General features: G+C 71.6%; 15 protein-coding genes. 10 read left to right on the top strand and 5 right to left on the bottom strand.

What is annotated here, in order from left to right; all coding sequences use genetic code 11:
- Nucleotides 1–231 precede the first annotated feature (231 nt).
- The gene (gene treY, locus ACZ4UU_RS33405; RefSeq protein WP_471907124.1) at nucleotides 232–2,595 is read right to left on the bottom strand and encodes a malto-oligosyltrehalose synthase; all 2,364 of its coding nucleotides are present in this window, start codon (nucleotides 2,593–2,595) and stop codon (nucleotides 232–234) included.
- Nucleotides 2,596–2,676: 81 nt separating this feature from the next.
- Here treY and ACZ4UU_RS33400 point away from each other — a divergent pair, with 81 nt between their 5' ends.
- Nucleotides 2,677–4,005: an MFS transporter gene (locus ACZ4UU_RS33400; protein ID WP_471907123.1), complete on the top strand. Its 1,329-nt coding sequence runs from the start codon at nucleotides 2,677–2,679 to the stop codon at nucleotides 4,003–4,005.
- 6 nt (nucleotides 4,006–4,011) lie between these two features.
- Here the strand turns inward: ACZ4UU_RS33400 and glgX are convergent, their stop codons facing one another.
- Entirely contained in the window at nucleotides 4,012–6,141 is a 2,130-nt protein-coding gene (gene glgX, locus ACZ4UU_RS33395; RefSeq protein ID WP_471907122.1) for a glycogen debranching protein GlgX, read from the bottom strand.
- 181 nt (nucleotides 6,142–6,322) lie between these two features.
- On the opposite strand from glgX, the gene ACZ4UU_RS33390 reads away from it, so the two are divergent.
- From ACZ4UU_RS33390 to ACZ4UU_RS33375, 4 genes are all read left to right on the top strand, one after another.
- Complete coding sequence (locus tag ACZ4UU_RS33390; protein WP_471907121.1) at nucleotides 6,323–7,135, top strand: Tat pathway signal sequence domain protein; 813 nt, start codon at nucleotides 6,323–6,325, stop codon at nucleotides 7,133–7,135.
- Nucleotides 7,136–7,191: 56 nt separating this feature from the next.
- On the top strand, nucleotides 7,192–8,520 hold the full coding sequence (locus ACZ4UU_RS33385) for a copper amine oxidase (protein ID WP_471907120.1): 1,329 nt from the start codon (nucleotides 7,192–7,194) through the stop codon (nucleotides 8,518–8,520).
- 72 nt (nucleotides 8,521–8,592) lie between these two features.
- A complete protein-coding gene (locus ACZ4UU_RS33380; protein WP_383447089.1) occupies nucleotides 8,593–9,861 on the top strand; it encodes an SAV2148 family HEPN domain-containing protein in 1,269 nt (422 codons plus the stop codon).
- 102 nt (nucleotides 9,862–9,963) lie between these two features.
- On the top strand, nucleotides 9,964–10,701 hold the full coding sequence (locus ACZ4UU_RS33375; protein WP_471907119.1) for an exonuclease domain-containing protein: 738 nt from the start codon (nucleotides 9,964–9,966) through the stop codon (nucleotides 10,699–10,701).
- A gap of 41 nt (nucleotides 10,702–10,742) precedes the next feature.
- On the opposite strand, the gene ACZ4UU_RS33370 is transcribed toward ACZ4UU_RS33375, so the two are convergent.
- A complete protein-coding gene (locus tag ACZ4UU_RS33370; RefSeq protein WP_471907118.1) occupies nucleotides 10,743–11,249 on the bottom strand; it encodes a YbaK/EbsC family protein in 507 nt (168 codons plus the stop codon).
- Nucleotides 11,210–12,190, bottom strand: a complete 981-nt coding sequence (locus tag ACZ4UU_RS33365; protein WP_471907117.1) for a DMT family transporter — start codon at nucleotides 12,188–12,190, stop codon at nucleotides 11,210–11,212. Before ACZ4UU_RS33365 ends, ACZ4UU_RS33370 begins: the two co-directional genes overlap by 40 nt.
- A gap of 92 nt (nucleotides 12,191–12,282) precedes the next feature.
- Here ACZ4UU_RS33365 and ACZ4UU_RS33360 point away from each other — a divergent pair, with 92 nt between their 5' ends.
- Complete coding sequence (locus ACZ4UU_RS33360) at nucleotides 12,283–13,188, top strand: LysR family transcriptional regulator (RefSeq protein WP_471907116.1); 906 nt, start codon at nucleotides 12,283–12,285, stop codon at nucleotides 13,186–13,188.
- Between the two features lie 69 nt (nucleotides 13,189–13,257).
- Complete coding sequence (locus ACZ4UU_RS33355) at nucleotides 13,258–13,947, top strand: DNA alkylation repair protein (protein WP_471907115.1); 690 nt, start codon at nucleotides 13,258–13,260, stop codon at nucleotides 13,945–13,947.
- A gap of 26 nt (nucleotides 13,948–13,973) precedes the next feature.
- Here ACZ4UU_RS33355 and ACZ4UU_RS33350 read toward each other — a convergent pair whose 3' ends face one another.
- Complete coding sequence (locus ACZ4UU_RS33350) at nucleotides 13,974–14,837, bottom strand: aminoglycoside phosphotransferase family protein (protein WP_471907114.1); 864 nt, start codon at nucleotides 14,835–14,837, stop codon at nucleotides 13,974–13,976.
- 217 nt (nucleotides 14,838–15,054) lie between these two features.
- Here ACZ4UU_RS33350 and ACZ4UU_RS33345 point away from each other — a divergent pair, with 217 nt between their 5' ends.
- The 3 genes from ACZ4UU_RS33345 to ACZ4UU_RS33335 are packed head-to-tail and all read left to right on the top strand — an operon-like array spanning nucleotide 15,055 to nucleotide 18,103.
- Nucleotides 15,055–15,990 carry a carbohydrate ABC transporter permease gene (locus ACZ4UU_RS33345; RefSeq protein ID WP_471907113.1) on the top strand — a complete coding sequence of 312 codons (936 nt, stop codon included), beginning with the start codon at nucleotides 15,055–15,057 and terminating at the stop codon, nucleotides 15,988–15,990.
- Complete coding sequence (locus tag ACZ4UU_RS33340) at nucleotides 15,987–16,820, top strand: carbohydrate ABC transporter permease (protein WP_471907112.1); 834 nt, start codon at nucleotides 15,987–15,989, stop codon at nucleotides 16,818–16,820. The genes ACZ4UU_RS33345 and ACZ4UU_RS33340 overlap by 4 nt, the downstream gene beginning before the upstream one ends.
- The gene (locus ACZ4UU_RS33335; RefSeq protein ID WP_471907111.1) at nucleotides 16,820–18,103 is read left to right on the top strand and encodes an ABC transporter substrate-binding protein; all 1,284 of its coding nucleotides are present in this window, start codon (nucleotides 16,820–16,822) and stop codon (nucleotides 18,101–18,103) included. The genes ACZ4UU_RS33340 and ACZ4UU_RS33335 overlap by 1 nt, the downstream gene beginning before the upstream one ends.
- Nucleotides 18,104–18,161 lie beyond the last annotated feature (58 nt).

Here is an 18,161-nt window from a genome sequence, read left to right as displayed (position 1 = left end):
GGTGGGGCGGTCACCGTCGGCGGGGGTACCGGGTCCGTACTGCCGTGCCGTCGCCCACCCGTTTCCTGCACCGATGCCTGCCGGGAACCCGGGCGGGCGGCGGACCTCGACGCTGGTCACCACGCGCCGGCCGCCGTACCCGAGCCCCCGGAGCGCACGCGGGCCCGAGCCGGTCGCGGGCACGAGGCCACCGCGCGCCACACGGCCGTACGCCCCGTCAGCGCGCCCGCCTCACCCCGCCGCCTCACCGCCGACCCGTTCGAGCAACGCCACCGGCAGCCGCCCGAACAACTCCTCCACGCGCGCGTGCCCGGTGAACTCCCGCTCCGGAGCGAGCACATCGGCCCATCGCCCCGGCGGCAACGGCAGCACGGTGTCGCGCCAGCCACCCGACCGTGCCAGCCGCAGCGACAGCCGGGTCACGGCGGAGACCACCTCTCCGGAGCGCGCGAAGGCCACACAGTGGGCGGCCGACGGGCCCTCGGCGGCCAAGGGCGCGTACGACGCCGAGTCCCCGAACACCTCCGGGCGCCGCCTGCGCAGCCTGAGCGCGGCCGTCGTCACCGCGCCCTTCTCACCCGGGTCCTCGTGCGGGAACCGGGCGGCCCGGCGGTTGTCCGGGTCCACCAGAGCCCGGTACTCGCCCTCCGTGCCCTGATAGACGTCCGGCACACCCGGCATGGTCAACTGGGCCAGGGCCATGCCCAGCACGTTCGCCCGCACGTGCGGCCCCAGACGGTTCCGGAAGTCGATCACGCGCTCTCCGGGCGCACCGCACGGCCCCGCCGCGACGAAGGCCGCCACCGCCTCCTCGTAGGGCGGCTCCTGCTCCGTCCAGCTGGTGAACAACCCCGCCTCGCGCACATGCTTCAACAGCGCCCCCTGCACCCGCTCGACGTCCGCCTCGCCCAGCCCGAACACCGTCTGCCACGCGGCCCACGCCAGCTGCGCGTCCGGCACGCCCTCCCCGTCCCGCGTCACCTCGGTCAGCACGTCCGCCCACCGCTCCGGGCACTGCGTGAGCACGGCCAGCGCGGCCCGTACGTCGGCACTGCGCTTGGTGTCGTGCGTCGACACGACCGTCCCGGTCCCGGGCCAGTCGCGCTGCACGCGCGCGCAGTACGCGTGGAACTCGTCCGGCGAGACCGCGGGGCTCCCCGGGTCGCCGCCCACCTCGGTCGCCGACAGCAGCGGCACATGGCGGTAGAACGCCGTGTCCTCCACGGACTTGGCCCGCAGCGCCGACGCCGTCTGCGCGAACCGCGTCCGGAACTCCACGTGCTCCGGCCCGTCACCGGCCCGCCCGAGCACCAGGTCGCGCACGACGTCGACCGCGCCCGCCTCCTCGGGCACCACGAACGCGAGCCGGGCCTCGGCGGCGGCCTCCTCGGTGACCACGCGGGCCGCGTCACCGGAGGCGTACGGCCGGTAGACCTCCAGCCGGACGAGGAGTTCCAGAAGGGCGGTGCGCAGGGCCCAAGGCGCCCGGTCGCGCAGCGCGGGTTCCGGCGACGTGGCGCACAGGCGGCCGGCCACCCGCGTCAGCCGGTCCACCTCCGTGGCCAGCTCGTGCGTGAGCACCTTGTACGCCGCCCGCCGCACCGTCGCCTCCCAGTCGCCGCCCCGGTCCGTCTGCGGGGCCGCGAACCGCCGGTACTGGCCGAGGAGTTCCCCGAACCCGGCCGGGTCGGTGAACAGGCCGTCGACGTAGCGCAGGGCGTCGTAGCCGGTGGTGCCCGCGACGGGCCAGGAGGCCGGCAGGTGCTCGCCGTCCGCCAGGATCTTCTCCACGACCGTCCAGCGCCCGCCGGTCGCCTCGTGAAGGCGCTGAAGGTAGCCGTCGGGGTCGGCGAGGCCGTCGGGATGGTCGATGCGCAGCCCGTCGATCACGCCCTCGTGGAGGAGGCCGAGGACCTTGGCGTGGGTGGCGTCGAACACCTCCGGGTCCTCGACCCGCACCCCGATCAGCTCCGAGATGCTGAAGAACCGCCGGTAGTTGAGCTCCGTACGGGCCAGTCGCCACCACGCCAGGCGGTACCACTGGGCGTCCAGGAGCTGCGGCAGCGGCAGTTCCTCGGTGCCCTCGCGCAGCGGGAACACATGGTCGTAGTAGCGCAGGACGTCACCGTCCACCCCCAGGTGAGCGAACTCCTCGCCCAGCGGCCGCCCCAGCACCGGCAGCAGCACCCGGCCGCCCTGCGCCTCCCAGTCGATGTCGAACCATCGCGCGTACGGCGACTTGGGGCCCTCGCGCAGCACCTCCCACAGGGCGCTGTTGTGGCGCGGGGCCATGGCCATGTGGTTCGGCACGATGTCCACCACCAGGCCCAGACCGTGTTCACGCGCGGTCCGCGCGAGCGCGCGCAGCCCCTCCTCACCGCCCAGTTCCTCACGCACGCGCGCGTGGTCCACGACGTCATAGCCGTGCCCCGACCCCGGAACCGCCTCCAGGACCGGGGACAGATGCAGATGCGAGACGCCGAGCGAGGCCAGGTACGGCACGGCCGCCGCCGCGGCCTCGAACGGGAACGCGGGCTGCAGCTGCAGCCGGTAGGTGGCGGTCGGCACCATCGGGTCAGGTCGCTCAGGTGTCATGGAAACCTACGTACCCGCCCCGCCGCCCTTCGTGTCATCGTCCCCTCCACGTGGGCCCACGCGCGCGCCTAGCTTCGAGCGATGGGCAAGACGGGGAGCACCGCAGGGCGTGGCACATCGGCGGCATACCGTGAGGTGATCGGCCTGACCGGGCCGCTGCTGCCGGTCATGTCCTTCCTCGCCCGGCTGCCGACCGCCACGATCCAGTTCGGCAGCGTCCTGCTCGTCGCACGGACCAGCGGCTCCCTGGCCGCCGCCGGCCTCACCGGCGGTGCGCTCGCCGTCGGCCAGGTGGCCTGCGGTCCGCTGGTGGGCCGGCTCGCCGACCGTCACGGCCAGCGCACGGTCGTCCTCACCTTCTGTCTGGCCAACGCCCTCGCGATCGCCGGGTTGGTCGCCGGGGCGCTCGCGGGGCTGCCCACGGCGGTACTGGCCGTGCTGGGGGCGGCGGCCGGGGCGACGGTGCCGCAGATCGGACCCATGGCCCGCGCTCGCCTCGTCGCCCTCGCGCGCGGTGGCGGGGCTCGCGACTCCACGGTGAGTGCCGCGCTCTCCTTCGAGAGCACGCTGGACGAGATCTCCTTCGTCCTGGGGCCCGCCCTGGTCGGGCTGGCGGCGGTCACCGCGCATCCGGGGTTCGCTCTGGGAGGGGCCGCGGTGCTCGTGGCCTCGTGCGGCGCGGGGTTCGCGCTGCATCGGACGGCGGTGGCGACACGGCCCACGTCCGTGGCCCCGGTGGCGGAACGACGGTCCGGTGCCGTCCCACCGCCCCCGACAGGACAACCCACCCCCACCCCACCCCGCATCCACCGCTCCGTCCACCCCCTCCGAGCAGCCCTCGCCCTCCAAGGCGCCATGTTCGGCGCATGCCAAGCCGGCATCACCGCCCTCACCGAGCGCCTCGGACAGCCCGACCAGGCGGGGCTCGTGTACGCCGCCATGGGAGTGATGAGCGCGGTCGCCGGGCTCTCCATGGCCGCGGTGCCCGCCCGTGTCGGACTGACCACGCGTTGGCGGGCGGCCACCGCGGCCGCATGCGTGCTGTCGCTCCCGCTGCTGTGGACGGAGGGCCTCGCCGCCCTCTACGCCACCGTCGTCGTCCTGGGCGTCGCCTACGCCCCGCACCTCATCACGGCGTTCGGGCTCACCGAGCGCGTGGTGCCACCCGCGCGGCTGGCCGAGGCGATGGCGGTGGCGACGAGCGCGCTGGTCGGCGGACAGGCGCTGGCCGTCGCCGTCACGGGCCGGCTCGCCGAGTCCTACGGCCCCGCGGCGGCGTTCGGCGCGGGCAGCCTCGCCGCCGGGCTCGCCTGTCTGATCGCGCTGACGGCGCGCCCGGAGTCGTACACCGGACGGACCGCCGAAAGCGACCGCCACACGCGCGAACCCGACGCGCGGCCGGCTGGGTGAACCGGTCTAGACCGGCCGCTGCAACACCGTCATGCTGCGGTCCACCAGCGTCAATCGCTCCCCGGCCTGCACCTTGGCGCCCGTCCCCGGCGGTACTCCGTCCGTGCGGGCCGTGTCGACGACCACCTGCCACTGACGGCCGTGGTTGACCGGCACGACGAAGTCGAGGGTCTTCGGGGAGGCGTTGAACATCAGCAGGAACGAGTCGTCGCTGATGCGTTCCCCGCGCGGGCCCGGCTCCGAGATCGCGTTGCCGTTGAGGAACACGGTCAGCGCCGACGCCTGCGCCCGGTCCCAGTCCCGCTGGGCCATCTCCTTGCCCTGCGGGGTGAACCAGGCGATGTCCGACAGGTCGTCGTGCGTGCCCTCCACGGGGCGTCCGTGGAAGAAGCGCCGTCTGCGGAAGACCGGATGGTCCCGTCGCAGCCACACCATCGCGCGCGTGAAGGCGAGCAGCCCGCCGTCGCCGTCCTCGGCGCGGCCCTCCGAGTCGAGCCACTTCACCCAGGCCAGCTCGCTGTCCTGGCAGTACGCGTTGTTGTTGCCGTGCTGCGTGCGCGCGAACTCGTCGCCGTGGCTCAGCATCGGCACGCCCTGGGACAGCATCAGCGTGGCGACGAAGTTGCGCATCTGGCGGGCGCGCAGCTCCAGGACGGCGGGATCGTCGGTCTCACCCTCCACCCCGCAGTTCCAGGACCGGTTGTGGCTCTCGCCGTCCCGGTTGTCCTCACCGTTGGCATGGTTGTGCTTGTCGTTGTACGAGACGAGGTCGTGCAGCGTGAATCCGTCGTGGCAGGTCACGAAGTTGATGGAGGCCAGCGGGCGCCGGCCGTCGTCCTGGTACAGGTCGGAGGAGCCGGTCAGCCGGGACGCGAACTCCGCCAGCGCCCGGCGCTCGCCGCGCCACAGGTCCCGTACGGTGTCGCGGTACTTGCCGTTCCACTCGGTCCACAGCGGCGGGAAGTTGCCCACCTGGTAGCCGCCCTCGCCCACGTCCCACGGCTCGGCGATCAGCTTCACCTGGGAGACCACCGGGTCCTGCTGCACCAGATCGAAGAACGACGACAGCCGGTCCACCTCGTGGAACTGCCGGGCCAGGGTGGCCGCGAGGTCGAAGCGGAAGCCGTCGACATGCATCTCGGTGACCCAGTACCGCAGCGAGTCCATGATCAGCTGCAGGACGTGCGGCGACCGCATGAGCAGCGAGTTCCCGGTCCCGGTCGTGTCCATGTAGTAGCGCGGGTCGTCGGTGAGCCGGTAGTACTGCGGATTGTCCAGTCCCCGGAAGGACAGCGTGGGGCCCAGATGGTTGCCCTCGGCGGTGTGGTTGTAGACCACGTCGAGGATCACCTCGATACCGGCCTCGTGCAGCGCCCGCACCGCCGACTTGAACTCCAGGACCTGCTGACCGCGGTCGCCCCAGGAGGCGTACGCGTTGTGCGGGGCGAAGAAGCCGATGGTGTTGTAGCCCCAGTAGTTGTTCAGGCCCATGTCGACCAGCCGGTGGTCGTTGACGAACTGGTGGACCGGCATCAGCTCGAGCGCCGTCACCCCCAGCTCGGTGAGATGCTCGATGAGCGCCGGGTGCGCGAGGGCGGCGTAGGTGCCGCGCAGCTCCTCCGGCAGCCCCGGGTGGCGCATCGTCAGGCCCTTCACATGGGCCTCGTAGATCACCGTGTGGTGGTACTCGGTGCGCGGCCGGCGGTCGTCGCCCCAGTCGAAGTACGGGTTCACCACGACCGACGACATCATGTGCGGCGCCGAGTCCAGGTCGTTGCGCCGGTCGGGTGCGTCGAAGTGGTAGCCGTACACCTCCTCGCCCCAGCGGATCGCGCCGCTGATCGCCTTGGCGTACGGGTCCAGCAGCAGCTTCGCGGAGTTGCAGCGCAGACCGCGCTCCGGGGCGTACGGGCCGTGCACCCGGAAGCCGTAGCGCTGTCCCGGCATGACGCCCGGCACGTACGCGTGCCGCACGAAGGCGTCGCTCTCCCGCAGTTCCACCGCCGTCTCCGAGCCGTCGTCGTGCAGCAGACACAGCTCTACTCGGTCCGCGGCCTCCGTGAAGACCGCGAAGTTGGTGCCGGCGCCGTCGTAGGTGGCACCGAGTGGGTATGCCTCTCCAGGCCAGACCTGCATGGACACGACTCTTTCAGCTGGAGCGCGCCGTCGGGGGCGCCTTGACGTCGAGTCTCCCCGAAAGTGATGGAACCACCTATGACTTACGTCCCTCTTACCGGCCGACCAGTGCATACGCGGTATGCCGAACCAGTGGGGCAAACACGTACTCCCGTGGATGTTGGGGGAGTAAGGGGAAGATGTGCGCGAGATAGTGCACCGCCATCTGGGCAAGGTGGTGGCGGGTGCGGCCATCGCGGTGGCGGGAACCGCCGTGATGATCGGAGTCACCCTGCCGGGTACGGCGGGGGCGGACACAACGGGCGGGACCGACAGCAGCGGCCGGTCGGCCCAGCAGGCGGCCCAGGGGCGGGACGGCGCCGCGGCCGTGCAGCCCGGCGTGGTCGAGGCGGCGCCGGCCGAGGGCGACCGGGGCAAGGGCAACGATCCGCTGACCGACGACGAGATCGCGCGGGTCGAGAAGCTCGCGGTGAACCGGCAGCTCGTCGACCGCAGTGAGAACGTCAGGGGTGCGCGCGGCCCGCAGCGCATCGATGTCCAGCTGGCCGAGCCGGAGGCCGACGAGGTCGACGACGCGAGCGCGCCCCGGCGCGCCGACGTGACGGTCTACGACTACCAGGACGACACCCTCGTCACCAGGACCGTCAACCTCGACACGGGCAAGGTCGAGCGGACCGCCACCCAGCGTGGCGTCCAGCCGCCGTTGAGCCTCGCCGAGCAGGCCGAGGCCGCCAAGCTGCTGATCGCCGACCCGCTGGGCGCCGATCTGAAGGCGGACTACAAGGACGCCACCGGCAAGGAGCTCACCTCGCCCAACCAGCTCCAGCTGAGCAGCATGGTGTACCGGGCCGCTCCGGGCGGGTCGGCGTCCGTCGAGAAGTGCGGTGAGCACCGCTGCACCCGGCTGTTCCCGAAGGTCAAGAACGGCCCATGGGTCGACGCCCGGGACTTCGTGATCGACCTGAGCGCCCGCAAGGTGATCCGGCTCGGCTGAGCCGGCGTCCGTTCACTTTTCCAACTCCGCACCTCCTGTAAGGGAGTCACCTCTTCATGCGCGTCAACAGAATCAGCCGTGCCCGCAGGCGGGCGGCCCTCGGTCTGTCCCTGGCGGCGCTGGCCGCCGGCGCGACGACCGGGGCGGGACCTGCCGCGGCCCAGCCCAAGGCGGCCGCCGCCCCGGCCCCCAACTGCAGCGCGGCCTTCCGCATCGAGCAGAAGCTCTCCACGGGCACCACCTGGCGGATGTGCTGGCGTTTCAACAGCACGTCCGGTGTCGCCCTGGAGGACATCTCCTACCAGCCGCCCGGCGAGGCCAAGCCGATCAAGGTCCTCAACAGCGCCAAGCTGGCCCAGATCCATGTGCCGTACGACGACGGCGACTCCGAGTTCAACGACGTGACCGACTACAACTTCGGCAACGGCCTGCTGAACATGAAGCCCGCCGAATGCCCGGGCGGCACCATCAAGACCGTCAAGGTCCGCGAGCCCATGTACTCCAACTCGCAGAACGTCAAGGGCCTGTGCGCCACGACGCGTTCGCGCGGCCACGCGTACCACCTGCAGACCGAGCCGCCGAACGGGAACATCGGCAAGACCTACCAGGCCCAGGGCAAGGACCTGCTGCTCTACACCGTCAACAAGGTGAGCTGGTACGAGTACATCACCGAGTGGCGGTTCCAGGACGACGGCACCATGACCATGAACGTCGGCGCGACCGGCAGCCTCGCCCCGGAGGACTACGACGCCGGTGACGGCCGCGGCTGGCCCATCGGCAAGGGCGCCAAGGACTACGCCGACAGCCACAGCCACAACGTCTTCTGGCGGCTCGACTTCGGTCTCGACGGCTCCTCCAAGACCCGCGTCGAGCAGTACGACTCGAAGGTCAGTCCGGCCGCGGGCGACCGGGGTCCGACCAACAAGACGACGCTCACGAAGGTCACCAAGGAACTCGCGGGCGACGCCAAGAACATGCGCTGGTGGCGGGTGGTCAGCCAGTCGGGCAAGAACAAGGACGGCCACGCGCGCTCGTACGAGCTCGTCCCGGGCGCCCAGACCAAGTATCCGGGCCGCCCCTTCACCAACCACGACGTGTACTTCACCGAGTACAACAAGTGCGAGCAGTACGCCAGCGGCAACCTGGGCGCCTGCCCCGCCGGGCACCCCGACTCCGTCGACAAGTGGGTCAACGGGCAGGCCCTCACCCACCCCGTGCTCTGGATGAACGTGGGCTTCCACCACATCGTGCGGGACGAGGACCAGCAGCCGATGCCGGTCCACTGGCAGGGCTTCTCGATCGCCCCGCGTGACGTGACCGCTATGAATCCGCTCACTCCGGCGGACCTCAAGGGCATCAACGGGCACGTCGGCCGGGACAGTTGAGAAACGACCCTGTCCATCCGGCTGCACCGCCCGCCGCTCCCGGAGTACCCTTCCTTGATCGTTGGGACGGGGATGCTCGGGGGAGCGGAAGGCGGTGCGCGGGTGGGCTCGGGAGGGCTGGAGTTGCCCCCTGGTGACGAGGGTCACGAGGGGAACTCCGCAGACGTCCCGCCCGGCACGGTGTCCCTGGCCCGGCCGATGGAGACCAGCTCCATCGGCCCGGAGCTGGACTGGGACACCGAGGCCTGGCTCGAGGTGCGCACCCGCGCCCAGCGAGCCGGCCGGGCCTACATCTGGCTGAACCTCGTCGAACAGCGGCTGCGCGCGGTCGTGGCCGCTGTCGTGCGCCCCATCTACGAGCCCGTCCACGGCGACGACTGGGTCGTCGCGGCGGCGGGACCGGCCGGCCAGGAGTGGGTGCAGCGCGCGGTCGCCGTGCGCGAGGTCAGCCGCCGCAAGGGCTACTTGCTGGACCCGGCCGACGACAACGTCCTCAGCTTCCTCACGCTGCCCCAGCTGCGCGAGCTGATGGTGCAGCACTGGCCGTGCTTCGAGCCGTACGTCGACGACCGGCGGGACGTCGAACTCGCCCTGGACGAGCTCGAAGTGACCCGGAACGTCGTCTCCCGCAACCGCGCCCTGTCCGAGGCGGTCCTCAACCAGGCCGAACGGGCCTCGGCGCGCCTGCTGGAGATCCTCGGCACGGGCGGCGACGTGCCCTCCGCGCGCCGGTTGCCCATCGACGCCGTCGAGGACCTGGTCGGCGACCGTTACGCCGACGTGGTCGCCGTGCACCCCGACCGGGTGCGGCTGCTGCGCCAGTTCCCGGCCGAGGACATCTTCGGCGGCGCCCGCAGGCTCGACGCCATCGGCATCGGCCTCAACCTGCTCGTGCAGAACTTCTCGGGCCGCCGGCTCGTGCGGCTCGCCGAGTCCGGCTGCCGGGTGCGGCTGCTGTTCCTGAACCCGGCCTCCAGCGCGGTCAAGCGGCGCGAGCGCGAACTCGGTATCAAGCGCGGCGAGCTGAGCCGCGCCGTCGAGATGAACATCCTGCACATGCGCCGGGTCCGGTCCCGGCTGCGGGACCCGGGCGCGTTCGAGATCCAGGTCTTCGACGAGACGCCCCGCTTCACCGCCTACCTGGTGGACGGCGACGGCTCCGACGGCATCGCGGTCGTGCAGACCTATCTGCGCCGGATGCGCGGGCTGGAGGCGCCGGTGCTGGTGCTGCGCAACGGGAGCCGGGTGGTCAAGTCGGGCGAGATGGACGAAGGTGGCCTTTTCCCCACGTATCGCGAGGAATTCGAGCTCATGTGGGCGGATTCGCGACCGGTGTCCTGAACCGTCCCGCGGGCGAAGCGGAACGCGGTCCTCTGATTGTCAGTGGCCCATGGGAAGGTGGAGACCACTGGGGGAACGCACCACCAAGAAGGGGGACCGCCCATGGGCTGGCACCGTGAGCTGCTGATCGGCTTCGACCTGGAGACGACCGGGACCGATCCGCGCGAGGCGCGCATCGTGACCGCCGCCGTGATCGAGGTCCGGGACGGGCAGCCCATAGGGCGCAAGGAGTGGCTGGCCGATCCGGGAGTCGAGATCCCGGCGGACGCGGTCGCGGTCCACGGCATCAGTAACGAACGCGCGGCCGCCGAGGGCCGCCCCGCCGACCAGGTCGCGGACGCCGTCGCGGACGTCCTCGTGACCTACTGGAAGACGGGCGTGCCCGTCGTCGCCTACAACGCGGCCTTCGACCTGAGCCTGCTCTCCGCCGAACTGCGGCGGTACGGACTGCCGTCCCTGCGCGACCGGCTGGGCGGCCTGGACCCCGCGCCGGTCATCGACCCGTACACCATCGACCGCTGGGCCGACCGCTACCGTCGCGGCAAGCGCAACCTCGAAGCGGTCTGCCGGGAGTACGGCATCGCACTCGACGCCGCCCACGACGCCTCCGCCGACGCCCTCGCCGCGGCCCGGCTCGCCTGTGCGATAGGTGGCCGCCACCCCAAGATCGCGGCCCTCGGCCCGGCGGAGCTGCACCTGCGCCAGATCGAGTGGTACGCCGAGTGGGCGGCGGACTTCCAGAACTTCCTGCGCCGCAAGGGCGACGCGACGGCGGTGGTCGACGGCACGTGGCCGCTGAGGGAGCCGGCCGGAGAGACGGTGGCGGGCGAGTCGGTCTGAGGAGCGACGGGCGGGCAGGTTCAGGCCCTCCCGCCGGGCAGTCACACCGACGCCGGTGTTGCGATGCGCTCGATGCGGGGCTTGGCCAGCCGCTCGTAGTCCGCTCCCGAGATGAGCAGGGAGCGGTCCAGGCGGGCCGCGTTGAAGTACAGCTTCGGCTGGGCCACGACGTCCGGGTCGGCGACCAGTTCGAGGTCGGGGTCGAAGCTGAACGGCAGGACGGTGCCGGGGACCGCACGGGCCAGCCGCTCGGCGGTCTGCGCATCGCTGAAGCCGACGTAGCGCGCGCCGAACAGCGCCCGGACCGCGTCCAGGTCCACTCGCCGGTCCCCGGGGACTACCGCGAGGACGTGACGTGTCGTGCGCCGGTCCGGCTTGACCCGCAGCACGATGCATTTCGCGGCCTCGGAGGCCGGGTGCCCGCGCAGCGCGCAGACGGCCTCGGTGGCGCCTTCGGGCTCGTGGTCGATGAGGCGGTGGTCGACGGAGGAGGAGTCGAGCAGCAAGATCAGGTGCTCGTAGGTGTCGTGATGGGTGTGCTCTGGCATGCGGTGTCCTTGGCATCGTCTTTGTCGAGGGCTCGGGGCGAGGGGAGCTGTGATCCGGGTGCGGCTCGGTGCGCCCGTTCCACCGCCTGCCCCCAGTACGTGCCGGCGACCATCAGAGCCGCTCCGAGACCGGTCGGCGCGGTGAGGTGGTCGCCGCCGAGGGCCACGCCGACCGCGACGGCCCACACCGGCTCGGTGCCCAGTAGCAGACTGGCGCGGCTGGCGGACGTGCGCTGCACCGCCCAGGTCTGCGCCAGGAAGGCGAACACACTGCAGAACAGGGCGAGATAGACCAGTTGGGCCCAGGTCGCCGGGGCCGCGTGGACCAGCGTCGGCAGGTCGAGGGCGGCGAGCGGCAGGAACAGGGCCGTGCCGACGAGGGTCTGCACCGTGGTCAGCTGGAGCGGGCGGACCGCCCGGCCGGCGGTCAAACGGCCGACCAGGACGACATGCCCGGCCCGGATCACCGCGGCGCCGAGCATCAGCAGATCACCGAGGCGCGGCGCGTGGAAGCCGTTGCCGGACATCAGCAGCCCGACGGCCAGGACGCACAGGCCGGTCGCGGCGAAGAACGCGGCAGGCGGCGCGCCGCGGTGGCCACCGCGGTCGAGGAGCGGGGTGAGGACGATGGTCAGGCTGATGATGAGACCGGCGTTGGCGGCGCTGGTGTGGGCGACGCCGTACGTCTCCACGACCAGGACCGCCGCCTGGGTCACACCCAGGGGCACACCGGCCCGCAGCTCGTCGCGCGTCCACCGGCGCGACCCGCCCCGCCGGGAGGCGACCAGACCGAGACAGGCGAGCGCGGAGAGGGCGTAGCGGACGAACAGCACCAGCAGGACGGGCAGCGCGGCCGTCGCCGTCTGGGCGGACAGATAGCTGGAACCCCAGACGAGCGCGACAAGGAGGAGTACCGCATCGGTACGGCGGACGTCGGACACCCGCCTACGGTGCACCGGATGCATCCATGAAGCCCAGTACCACTTTCTAAAACGATCATTTAGCGCCACTACATCGTCCCTACACTGACGCCATGGACGAACGGCAGCTGCGGATCCTGCGGGAGCTCGGTGAACTGGGGAGTGTCACGGCCGTCGCCGAGGCGCTGCTGGTGACACCGTCGGCGATCTCCCAGCAGCTACGGCTGCTCCAGCGCGCGATCCCGGTGCCGCTCACCGAGCGGCAGGGCCGTCGGCTGGTGCTCACCGACGCCGGACAGGCGCTGGCCGGCGCGGCCGTGGAGGTGGAGACGGCGCTCGCGCGGGCGCGGCACACCGTGGAGGAGTTCCTCGGGCGGCCGGACGCGGAGGTGTCGGTGGCGGCGTTCCACAGCGCGGGCTCCGCCTTCTTCCCGCTGCTGCTCCGCGCGCTCGCCGGGCCGGGCCGGCCGGTACCACGGCTCGCCGACGAGGACGTACCGCAGGAGGACTTCCCACGCCTGACCAGGGAATACGACGTCGTTCTCGCCCACCGTCTGGACCACGCCCCGCCCTGGCCGGACACGGTGGCCACGACGACGCTGCTGCGCGAGCCGCTCGATGTGGCCATGCCCGCCGACCATCCGCTGGCCGCGCGGCGCCGAGTCACCCCGCGTGACGTGGCCGACGAACCATGGATCACCGTGCACGACGGTTTCCCGGTGCTCGCCGTCATCGAGGCCATCGCCGCGGCGGCCGGACGCCGCCCCCACCTAGCCCACCGCATCAACGAGTTCGCGGTGGTGGCCGAGGCCGTGGCGGCCGGGGGCGGCCTCGCACTGATCCCGCGCTGGACGATGCGCCCGCATCCGGCGCTGGTCCTGAAGCCACTGAGCGGAGTCCAGGCCAGGCGCCACATCGACGCGCTCTACCGCCCCGAACGCACGGCCCGCACAGCCGTCCGTACCGTCCTCACCGAACTGCGTCACGCCGCGCGCACCATCCGGAACGCGCGGCCATGAGAACCGCACGAGGCGGCCGGCGCTTTCCGCCGTAGGCTGAATCCCGCGCATGAGGGACAGGAGACCGAGGTGGCCGAGACGGCGCTGACCGAGACGACGGTGGACGAGGTGCTGGCCGAACTGGCCGAGCTCGACGACCCCAGGATCCGCGCGGTGAACGAGAAGCACGGCGACGATCACGGCGTGAACCTCGGCAAGCTGCGCGCGCTCGCCAAGCGGCTGAAGACCCAGCAGGAGCTCGCGCGCCGGCTCTGGGCGACCGAGGACACCGCGGCCAGACTGCTGGCGCTGCTGATCTGCCGCCCGAAGGCGTTCGAGCGCGACGAGCTGGACACGATGGTGCGCGACGCGGGCACCCCCAAGGTGCACGACTGGCTCGTGAACTACGTGGTGAAGAAGAGCCCGCACGCCGAGGAGCTGCGCGTGGCCTGGTTCGCCGACCCCGATCCCGTCGTCGCGAGCGCCGGCTGGGCGCTGACCACGGAACGCGTGGCGAAGAAGCCCGAGGGCCTCGACCTCCCCGGACTGCTCGACACCGTCGAGGCGGAGATGAAGGACGCCCCGGACCGGCTCCAGTGGGCGATGAACCACTGCCTGGCGCAGATCGGGATCGAACACGCCGAGTACCGCACCCGGGCCCTCGCCATCGGTGAGCGTCTGGAGGTGCTCAAGGACTACCCGACGTCCCCCGGCTGCACGTCACCGTTCGCGCCGGTCTGGATCACCGAGATGGTGCGCCGGAAGAACGACAGGACCTAGGGATCGACGCGCCGGAGCGCCGACGCTCAGAACGGATACCACCGCACCGTCTCGTCCCCGTCCCGCAACGACGCCACCCGCCGCTCGAACTCGGCCAACGCCTTCGGATTGCTCGGCGCGTGCTGAGCCACCCACGCGCAACTCGCCGTCTCCCGCGCCCCCCGCAGCACCGAGCACCCCTCCCACTCCCGCACATCCCAGCCGTACGCCTCGACGAACGACCGGTAGGACGCCTCGGGCAACCCGTACCGGTCGCGGGAGAGCGCCATGACCACCAGGTCGTGCTCGCGCAGATCGGCCGAGAAGGTCTCCAGATCCACCAGGACCGGCCCGTCCGGCCCGATGTGGACGTTGCGCGGCAGCGCGTCCCCATGGATCGGACCCGGCGGCAGATGCGGAGGCAGGGCGGCCGAGGCCGCCGCGAAGCCGTCCCGGCGCTGCCGCAGATACGCCGCGTCCGCCGCGTCGATCGCGTCCCCCGCCAGCCGCAGCCAGCGCTCCACACCCCCCAGCAACTCACGGGGCGGCAGCGCGAAGGAGGGCGCGGGCAGGGCGTGCACGACCCGTAGCAGTTCGGCCAAATCCCGGGGCTCGGCGGGCCGTACGGCGTCGGGCAGGCGGTACCACACGGTGACCGGGTGCCCTTCCACCAGCAGCGGCTTCGCCTCGGCGGCCCGCACCGCCGGAACGTCCGCCTCCGCCAGCCACATCGCGATGTCCAGTTCGCGCCGGGCCCGGTCCAGGAGTTGGGCGTCGCGGCCCACCTTGACGACCAGGTCACCGGCGGCGAACACCGCGTTCTCACCCAGGGCGAGCAGGCGCGCGTCCCGCGCCGGGCCGGACAGGACTCCCGCGCCGGTCAGTACGTCCCGCGCCCGTGCCTCGTCCATCGTCCGCCTCCGTGTCCCGCCCGGCCTGTCCCATATCCATACGGATCGATCCGCATCGACGGTGTCGTTGATCCGTACCGGTGGCGTCGAGTTCTCGCCACCCGCCGGTCAGTCTCGCATTTCCACAGGTCGGACCGCGTGCGCGCGGTCTTGACGGGGTACGGCGCCTTCACGACCATGACGGGGCCCACCCGAGCCGCGCAAAGGGGCTGATTCCGTGACATCGGTGACCGAGGCGGAGAGGTCGGTGAGACGCACGCCGGAAGACCGGAACCAGCGGCGGGTCACGGATCACGGCGCCTGGTTCCTCGTCCTCCCCGCGCTGATCCCGATCCTGATCCTGAGCGTGGGACCGCTGCTCTACGGCATCCTGCTGTCCTTCACCGACGCCCAGTCCGGACGGACCCAGCCCACCCAGTGGATCGGCGGTCTCAACTTCCGGGACCTGCTGCAGGACACGCTGTTCTGGGAGTCGTTCCGGATCGGCCTGGTCTGGGCCGTCGGCGTCACCGTGCCACAGTTCCTGCTCGCGCTCGGCCTCGCCCTCCTCCTCAACCAGGACCTGCGGCTGCGCTGGCTGGCCCGCGCCCTGGCGATCGTCCCCTGGGCCATGCCCGAGGTCGTCGTCGGCGTCATGTGGCGGCTGGTCTACAACCCCGACGCGGGCATCCTCAACGAGACACTCCGCGACCTCGGCCTCGGCGACGGCCGCGACTGGCTCAGCGGGCTGGGCACCGCCCTGCCCGCCGTCATCGTGGTCGGTATCTGGGCGGGGATGCCGACCACGACCGTCGCCCTGCTCGCCGGCCTCCAGAACACCCCGCGCGAACTGCACGAGGCGGCCGCCGTGGACGGCGCCGGCGCCTGGCGCCGCTTTCGCACGGTCACCTGGCCCGCCCTGCGCCCCGTCGCCCTGTCCATCACGGCCCTCAACCTCATCTGGAACTTCAACTCCTTCGCCCTGGTCTACGTCCTCACCAGCGGCGGCCCCGGTGGCCGCACCCGCCTGCCGATGCTCTTCGCCTACGAAGAGGCCTTCCGCTACGGGCAGTTCGGCTACGCGGCCGCGATGGGATGCGTGATGGTCGCGGTGATCTCGATCCTCCTCTCCGTCGTCCTCGTCGGCCGGCTCAGGGGAGGTGACCGGTCATGAGGACCAGCGCCGCGGGCCGTGTCGGCCAGTACGCCGCCCTCCTCGCCTACCTCCTCTTCCTCGCCTTCCCCTTCCTCTGGCTGATCTCCACCGCCTTCAAACCGCCGCGCGAACTGGGCAGCCTGCACCCCACCTGGATCCCGAAGGACCCCACCCTCGCCAACTTCCGCCAGGCCTTCGACGAACAGCCCCTGCTGCACGCCGCCCTCAACTCCCTGGTCGCCGCACTCGGCGCCGCCCTGATCGCCGTACTCCTCGCGACGCCGCTGGCCTACGTCATGGCCCGCCACCGCACCCGGCTCGCGCGCGCGGCGACCGGCTGGGTGGTCGTCAGCCAGGCGTTCCCGCTCGTCCTGGTGATCATCCCGCTGTTCCTGGTCCTGAAGAACCTGCGGCTGATCAACTCGGTGCCGGGGCTGGTCATGGTGTACGTCGTGTGGGCACTGCCGTTCGCGCTGTGGATGCTCGTCGGGTACGTCCGCGCGGTGCCGCCCGAGTTGGAGGAGGCGGCCGCCGTCGATGGGGCCGGGCGGGTGCGGACGCTGGTGTCTGTGACGGCGCCGCTGCTCGCACCGGGGATCGTGGCGACGGCGCTGTTCGCGTTCGTCACGGCCTGGAACGAGTTCTTCTTCGCGCTCGTGCTGCTGAAGACCCCCGAGAAGCAGACCCTGCCGGTGGTCCTCACCCACTTCATCGGCGCGGAAGGCGTCGCGGATCTCGGCCCGCTGGCCGCCGCCGCGTTCCTCGCGACGCTGCCCTCGCTGGTGGTCTTCGCGGTCATCCAGCGGCGGATCACGGGCGGCATGCTCGCCGGGGCGGTGAAGAGCTGATGCGTACGAGAATGCTGCCGGCCCTGGTGGCCGTCCTCGCCCTGCTGCTCGCCGGATGCAGCGGCGACGACGGCCGTTCCGGCGGACCCGTCACCCTGCGCTTCCAGTCACTGGCCTGGCAGGAGGAGTCCGTCGAGGCCAACAAGGAGCTGGTGGCGGAGTGGAACGCGACCCATCCCGACGTCAAGGTCGAGTATGTCCAGGGCAGTTGGGACAGCGTCCACGACCAGCTGCTCACCTCCTTCGAGGGCGGTGAGGCCCCGGACATCATCCACGACGCCTCTGACGACCTCGCGGACTTCGCGTACGGCGGCTACCTCGCGGACCTGACCGACCTGCTGCCGCAGCGGCTCAAGTCCGACATCCCGCAGCGCAGTTGGGACACGGCGACCTTCGACGGCCGGATCTACGGCGTGCCGTTCCTCCAGGAGCCGCGGGTGCTCATCGCCAACGCGAAGTGGCTGAAAGAGGCGGACGTACGCATCCCGACCCCCGAACGGCCGTGGAGCTGGCCGGAGTTCCGCAAGGTCACCGAACAGCTGAGCGGGGACGGGAAGTACGGTGTCGCCTGGCCGCTCAAGGAACCCGTCTCCGCCTCCCTCAACCTGTCCCTGTCGGCCGGCGGGCAGCTCTTCCACCGCGGCGCCGACGGCAAGGTCACCGTCCGCTTCGAGTCGGCCGACGAGGTGATGCCGCGCACCGTCCACGACCAGGTCAACGCCGACCGCAGCGCGTCGCCCACGACCCTGGGCAGCGGCGGCTCGGACACCCTGCCCGGGTTCTTCGGCGGCCGCTACGCGATGGTCCCGCTCGGCTTCTCCTACCGGCAGCAGATCGTGCAGCAGGCGCCGAAGGGCTTCGACTGGCAGGTGCTGCCCGCCCCGGCGGGCGCCGACGGCCTCACCCAGGGCGTCAGCCCGCAGACCCTGTCCATCGCCGAGGACAGCCCGCACCAGGCGGAGGCCGCCGAATTCATCGACTTCCTGCTGCGCCCCGAGAACATGGTCCGGCTGGCGCTGGGCGACTGGATGCTGCCCACCGGCATTCAGGCCCTGAAGGATCCGGCCCTGCACACCACCGAGAACGACTGGGCCACCGGTACCGCCCTCGCCGCACACCTGCGCTCGGCACCCGCCCAGTCGGTACGCGGCTACCCGGAATGGAAGGACAAGGTCGCCACACCCGCGTTCCAGGAGTACTACAGCGGAGCCATCGGGCTGCGCGAGCTGCGTGAGCGCCTGGAGGACGACGGGAACCTGGTGCTCGCCCGCTACCAGCGCTGACGCGAGGCCCAGGTAATTCGGTTGTCCGGGGCACCCGGCCACGCCTAACGTGCCGTCC

The organism is Streptomyces sp. NPDC028907 (genome assembly GCF_055564995.1).
Note: the sequence above shows the minus strand (reverse complement) of the source record. Positions and strands in the feature narration are given on the sequence as shown.